The sequence below is a fragment of the Alistipes sp. ZOR0009 genome (genome assembly GCF_000798815.1).
Lineage (GTDB): Bacteria > Bacteroidota > Bacteroidia > Bacteroidales > ZOR0009 > Acetobacteroides.
In genome coordinates this window covers 1-6493 of sequence record NZ_JTLD01000066.1, presented here as the reverse complement: position 1 = coordinate 6493, position 6493 = coordinate 1, and the positions used below count along the sequence as shown (strand labels likewise).

The window sequence follows — 6493 nt, the reverse complement described above, 5'->3', positions numbered from 1 at the left end:
ATTATTATTGAGGTTAGTATCAGTCCAAACAGGATTTTCTTTTTCATTTTTTCAATTTACCAGTATAGTCTTTTATTCTTTATGCTTGCGCCCAACGTTTGGCGGTATGAAACGTAGCGGAGTGCGTGGCTGCAAACCTATCAACCGATAAGAACTTGCCTGCGGGAACTGAGCTTGCAAACTCACTGAAACCGCTATGTTTTATGACCGCGTGTTGTGTGCTGTACTTATATCTTGTTCCATCTTTTTATCGTTGATATAAGATTATCAAGATTTTGTTTTAAATCAAGAATTTCAAAGTTAGTTTTGTCAATATACTTTACAATTTCATTTGCGTATTTGTTTTTATTTAAATTGTATTGTATTTTCTCTATTGCCTTACCAATTTTAAAAATGTTGTCTTCTAATTTTGTATTTAATTCATTGTCAAATGTGCAATCAATATTATAGTCTTCTTTCAACCATTTTTGTAATGCATCATTTGAGAGGTAATTTTCAATTTCCCTTCCTTTTGTTATCCAAGCTTTGTTTTCACCTATTTCGTTTTGAATTCTTGTCTTAGTATCGTTCAGTTTTGCGTTAATAGTTTTACCATCTCGGTCGATTACAACAAACGAATTGTTATTAAGCTTTAAAAGTGGTATAAGCTCTTTGTTAATAAGGTCATAGTCAAATGACAAGTTAGACAGCAATCTGCCACCGTAAAACATAATTGAATAATGATATCCTTCAACTAAACTATTGTCAAGAAGTTTTATCCAGTTATTTATGTATGTTCTATCACTTGGTCCTTCAACCCAAATTATGCCATTACTTTGCAGAATATCGCTTGCACGGACATCCAAATCGTCAAGTATTGTTCTTAATTCTGTTTCTTTTAAAGTTGATTTTATTGTTGTTCTGTTCTCAAGCTTACTAATGTGTAAAATTTGTGTTTCATCAAGAGAATTGTACAAATCAATCACAATGTTTGAATGTGTCGTTAGCAGAAAAACGCAATTATTTGATTTTGCGAACTGGTAAATAAAGTAATAAAGTCTTCTTTGTAAAGATGGGTGTAAATTGTTTTCCAGTTCTTCAAGGGCAAACACATAATCGCCTACATTCTTACTATCTATTTTGGGTTTCACATACAGAAGAATAAGGACAAGTAGAACTGTTTTTACACCACTTCCCATTTTTGAAAGAGGAACACGTCCATCATCAGCACTTTCAAAATATATCTCCCAATTACCATTTTCATTTTGTTGAACAAGAATTCTCGTAAAGTCAATGTCTGGATTTATGATTTTATTAAGTTCATTTAGAAGTGTTTTTTCAATTAAATTACTATCATAATTATCTCTATTAATAATCGTTTGTATAAGGTTTGTTGCACCAACACCATTTGTATTTAATGCTAGGTCAGCTCTTGGTGACTCTGGCTGAATATCTCTTTCCGCACTTAAGTGACTAAATATTTTCCCATTTAATGGAAAATGGATAAGAGAAAGATAACGTTCAAAATATTGTCTTGCACCATTAGGAATATTTTTGTTTAATCCTTTAAATGAATTTTTTCCATTTTCGTTAATTGTGTATGTAAGAGTGGAATTTACCAAAGACAAACCAAATTGTTGGTGATTCATACCAATATCGCCACCGCTTACACTGCTGTCAAATGATTGTTTAATTAATCTATCATTAACAATATGCTCAAATTCTATTTCTGGGGCTTTGCCATTTCTTCTATTTTTAAAAAATGTGCTATCGTTTGTAGTTAAGAATTTAAAGACATCAATGACAGAACTCTTGCCACTATTGTTTTTGCCAATTATTACATTAATTGATTTTAAAGCTTCGATTGATGTCCCTGTCTCGTCAAAGCACTTGTAATTTCTTATTGTTAGTTTGTCAATTGTCATTTTGCAATATGAATTTAATTGTCTGTCTTAGTATAGCACACAACGGTTGGCGGTATAAAACGTAGCGGATTGCGTGGCTGCGAACCTATCCCCCGTTGCTGACCTTGCACGCGGGAACTTAGCTTGCAATTTGCACTAAAACCGCTATGTTTTATGACCGCGTGTTAGCAAAAGTTTATTATCATTTTCTTTAATTCTGATTCTAACAATTCTGGACTATCATATTTCAATTTACTTGCAACAAAGTGCATGTTTTGATTGACTGTTGATATTTTTTCAAATAAATCAGGTTTACTTGTAAATTTAAAATGTTCATTTAAACAATGATTAAGAGTCATTTTCTTTTTATTGAATAAATCCTGAAACTTGATAAAACTATCTAAATCAATTAGTGATAAGTTTTTAATTTCCACTTTCTTTTCAAGTCCTTTCTCATTTACTATTTCTCTAAATTTTTTGTTTAAAATATAGTTTATACCTGGAGAATTAAAGTCAAAATGATTATAAATTATTATTGAATAGATTATAGCTTTGGTAAAGTCAAAATTATCAAATGAATTATATTTATTCTCAATAATATCTGATATTGAATTGATTAACTGACTAATCCCCTTATCATCACCATGCTGATTGCTAACAAATTTTTTGAATATTTCTTTTTCAATCTGCTCATAATCATAAGAATGTTTTATGCTTGCATTTAATAATACATCTTTGTATTCGAACAAGTAAATCTTTGCGTTATCTCTTACGTAATAATCAGGTTCTCCATCACCAAGGTGTTCTTTCATATTTTCACCCGAATAACAAATATATTTTTTGTTGCCAAATATATAATCTAATGTAGGATATAACAGATGATTTTCAGAATATACTTCTCCCCAAATACTTTTGAAACCGACTTTCCCTTTTTCATTTGAAACATATCCTGCTATTACCTTCCCATTATATTCTATTTCATTTTTTGCCAAAGCAGAAGCAAAATCAAACTGAATTCCTTGAAAAATCTTATCAATAAAAAAGTTCAAGTTTAAATATAGATATTTATTGTCATCAAAACGGAACAAAGGTTTTTCTCTTATGCCTAAAAAATCATTGCTACTCATGAAACTACCAGTATCGACACAAAGTGTATTCAGCCAATTTGTTACTTCTGTATGAGTTTCTTGAAAAACCTCAATAGATGGGATTGTTTCGTTTACAAGTTTCGATGTATATAAATTTAAAAGGTTTATTAAATATTCTTGCCAAGATTTTAAGTTATTGCTTTCTAAAAAGATTTTGAGATAATTGCTGAACAATTCATGTGATTCACAAAATTTGAAAAAATTAATTGCCTTTAAGAATTGTAATCTAAAATCCTTAAACTCTAATATCTCAACGTATGGTAATTGAATTGGAAGCAATAATTTAATAAGTTCTTCTGGTTTAGTGATTTTTTCTCCATTAAATTTTTGTTTGTCAATCCAAGTCTGCGACGAAAAAAGGTACGATTTTAATAATTTCAATTCTTGCTCTGCACTCAATGATTCCTGTATTTCTAATTCATTGAAATTTGCAATAATATGCTCAACTAATATTAACAGTGAAACATTGTTAAGAAAATTAAACTTAGCATTCTTCTTTTTACTAATCCTTTCAACAAAAGCATTACATTCTGTTTGTATTTCTATGGGTATTTTAGTTAACCATTGTCTCAAATAATGTAATTGCCTACTCGTATCTTTTTCTTTTGTATGGATTTGAGCTAAGAAATGACATGTAATTTCTAATGCGTTCTTACTCGGAATTTCACGAAGTAAATCTGAAATACTTGTAGAGTCGAAATCTTGAAATAAATCTTTATAAGCTATGTTTGTTTCAATTTGCAGGTTCATGTTTTAAAATTTTTGCTAACGGTGGCAATATGGCAAGAAAGGGATTGCGGTGAATGTCACTATCAGCCGACACTGAACTTGATGCGGGAGATGGGCTTCGCATACCACTGAAACCCTTTTTTGCTATATTGCATGTTAACCATAGTTTTTATTTCGTCTTAAAATTCCGAATTTCTCGTGATGGAAAATTCTTATCCAAGTTTGATGAACTTTCTCTTATGTAATTATAGGCCTCTATTGTTTCTTCACTTTCTTTTTCAATGTAAATATGCAATCTGTGATGAGCAATAATATTAGCTATTGTTTTCTTTACATCTATATTAGGGTGCTTCAACAAACTGTTAAGGATATTCAAATACATTTCTGCATCAAAATCAAAGACTTTCCAAAACCACATCCAAATATGATGAATCCTATGATTTTCTGTAGTACTATAAGTTTGATTATCCTTTAATTCATGATTTTCAAAATTAAGTAAGTCAAAGTAATATTTATACATTAAATCATTGTCGTAAGTTATTATTCGCTTTAATTCTCCATCAATTACCTTATCTATCATTTGTGTATAAATCAATTCTTCGTTTTTTGAAAAAAACTTTATAGCCCAATCTTGTTCCTTAATGTTGGGAGAAATGCTTTTGATAAATCCTTCTTTAAAATATTCATAATGTATCTGGTCTTTATATTCCGAAATAACATTTTGAGACAAATTCCATCTTTTATAAGATTCCTTTGTACTTTCATACAATTTCAATCCATTGGGATAAAAATGCTTACCTTCAATAAATACTCCGTTCTCATAAAGTTCGTGTTCCTTAATAATTCCACTAGGATACCGAACAATATAATCTCCATTAACTTTCCCATTTTTATATTCAATTTCTTCTAATTCATCAATGATTTTTCCACTAAAGGGTATTCCCTTATAGTAAACATCAACTAATAAATCGTATTCATTTCGATATTCTATATTTTCATCGTTTTGTTTGAGAATCATCTTTTAAAAATTATGGGTAACGGACGAGGCTATAAGCAGTTGGGGACTTCGTGGACGCTTTCTTATCAACCGTGCAGAAAGCTTGCAAGCGAGATCGACGCACGCCCAACCACCTAAACCCCAATTGCTTATTAGCCTGTGTTATCTGCTCGTGTTTTATTCTTGATTAGTCTCAAGCTAATTCAAAATATTTCTTTTAAACTCCTCAAATTTATCCTCAGACATAAGCGACATAATATCTGAATAGCTTGAAAAAATATCAATGTAAGTCATTGGATTAACAAGAGCTATTATTCCTTCCTCATATTCGCCTAATGATTTCTCGAATTGAATAGCATCTTCTCCCCATTTGAAAGAACGCATTAATAATTGATTATTATCGCCTAATGCTTTGTGAATTGCTGCCATAAGGCAACAAACATAAGCATCCCACAATGCTACAAAAGATGCTTTTGCATAACGTGATACACGAAGCCCCGTAGTAGACCATGTCTTTCTGAATGCTACGTGTGCTGATTCTAAATGCGTTAAAACTCGATTAAGAGCTTCTCGTGGTTGTTTTGATTGACTTACGGATTGATATGCATTTCGAGCGGCTTCTAATTCAACTAATGCTATTGCATTTAGTGCTTCTCCAAATGCACCACCAGTTAATAAAGAATGTATTGAGTTCGCTGATTTAGCAATTGTAATTAAAGTGTTAGTTTCCATTGTTAAATTATATTGTAAATATCAAAAATTATAAATTCAATTCTACTCTATATTTCATAAGAACTTAAAATGCACTTAAAAAAAATGTCGTAATGTGTCATTTTAACATGGCAGATAACGTTCGAGGCTAAACCCAGTTGGGGATTCGAATCTGCGAAATTATCAAGTTAAAACTAATGCACTTAATAACGCTGAACTCCTCGCCAAACTTAACCCCCAATTGGGTTTGAGCCTTTGTTGGCTGCTGTGTTTATTTTGTATCTCAATGCCTTGCTATTAATCAATCTTAATTGACCTGAAAATCACTTAGCTTGTAAAATTGGGTCAAAAATAGCATTGTTTATTACTTGAAGTCCAACCACAAAAATAAATGTCAAAACGAAACCAATCGATAATCTGCCTATTATTTTATAATGTGGCTTGGATTTTATTATCCAAACTACAACTCCAAATATAAATAATATTAAGAAAATCCAATCTAACGAATGTCCAGAATAGCTCAATCCCAATGCAGATTGTGCTTCCTGAAATTCAGTTGCATCATGTCCTCTACCGCTCAATATAAATCTTAATGTATACATTCCAGGTATTGCAATCACTCCAGCAAGTATGGCTGGATTAATTCTATATGTTTTGTTTAGGTATAAAAATATAACTATAAGTGATACCAAAATCGAACCAATTACTCCACCAAGAGATATATATTGTTTTAAATCCATAGCTACAGCATTAGATATATACTCTTTTGCCGGAGTCGGAACTGCCCAATATCCATGTGTCCATGCTGGTATGCAATGTCCAAATTCATGAATATAAACAGAGAATAAAATAGTCGTAAAATAAATTGCCCAAATCTTAAATTCAATCTTCATTTTTGTCATTGTATTATTAGCTAAACCTTAGAAAGATGAGCTTTTTTAACATTGCAGCCAACGTTTGGCGGTATGGGCAACAAGTGCTTGCGGGCATCCGTTCCCTCAGCCAGCACTGCCGCTGCTGCGGCG

Annotated in this window: 5 protein-coding genes; all 5 read right to left on the bottom strand. The window is 31.4% G+C overall.

Annotated elements, in window-relative coordinates; genetic code table 11:
- Nucleotides 1-227: 227 nt before the first annotated feature.
- Nucleotides 228-1904, bottom strand: a complete 1677-nt coding sequence (locus L990_RS15675) for an ATP-dependent nuclease (RefSeq protein WP_052181084.1) — start codon at nt 1902-1904, stop codon at nt 228-230.
- 164 nt (nt 1905-2068) lie between these two features.
- Nucleotides 2069-3781: a hypothetical protein gene (locus L990_RS15670; protein WP_047451330.1), complete on the bottom strand. Its 1713-nt coding sequence runs from the start codon at nt 3779-3781 to the stop codon at nt 2069-2071.
- A gap of 148 nt (nt 3782-3929) precedes the next feature.
- The gene (locus L990_RS15665; protein WP_047451327.1) at nt 3930-4778 is read right to left on the bottom strand and encodes a hypothetical protein; all 849 of its coding nucleotides are present in this window, start codon (nt 4776-4778) and stop codon (nt 3930-3932) included.
- A gap of 177 nt (nt 4779-4955) precedes the next feature.
- Complete coding sequence (locus L990_RS15660) at nt 4956-5489, bottom strand: hypothetical protein (RefSeq protein ID WP_047451325.1); 534 nt, start codon at nt 5487-5489, stop codon at nt 4956-4958.
- A 302-nt stretch (nt 5490-5791) separates the two neighbouring features.
- Nucleotides 5792-6361, bottom strand: a complete 570-nt coding sequence (locus L990_RS15655) for a hypothetical protein (RefSeq protein WP_156121640.1) — start codon at nt 6359-6361, stop codon at nt 5792-5794.
- Nucleotides 6362-6493: the final 132 nt, after the last annotated feature.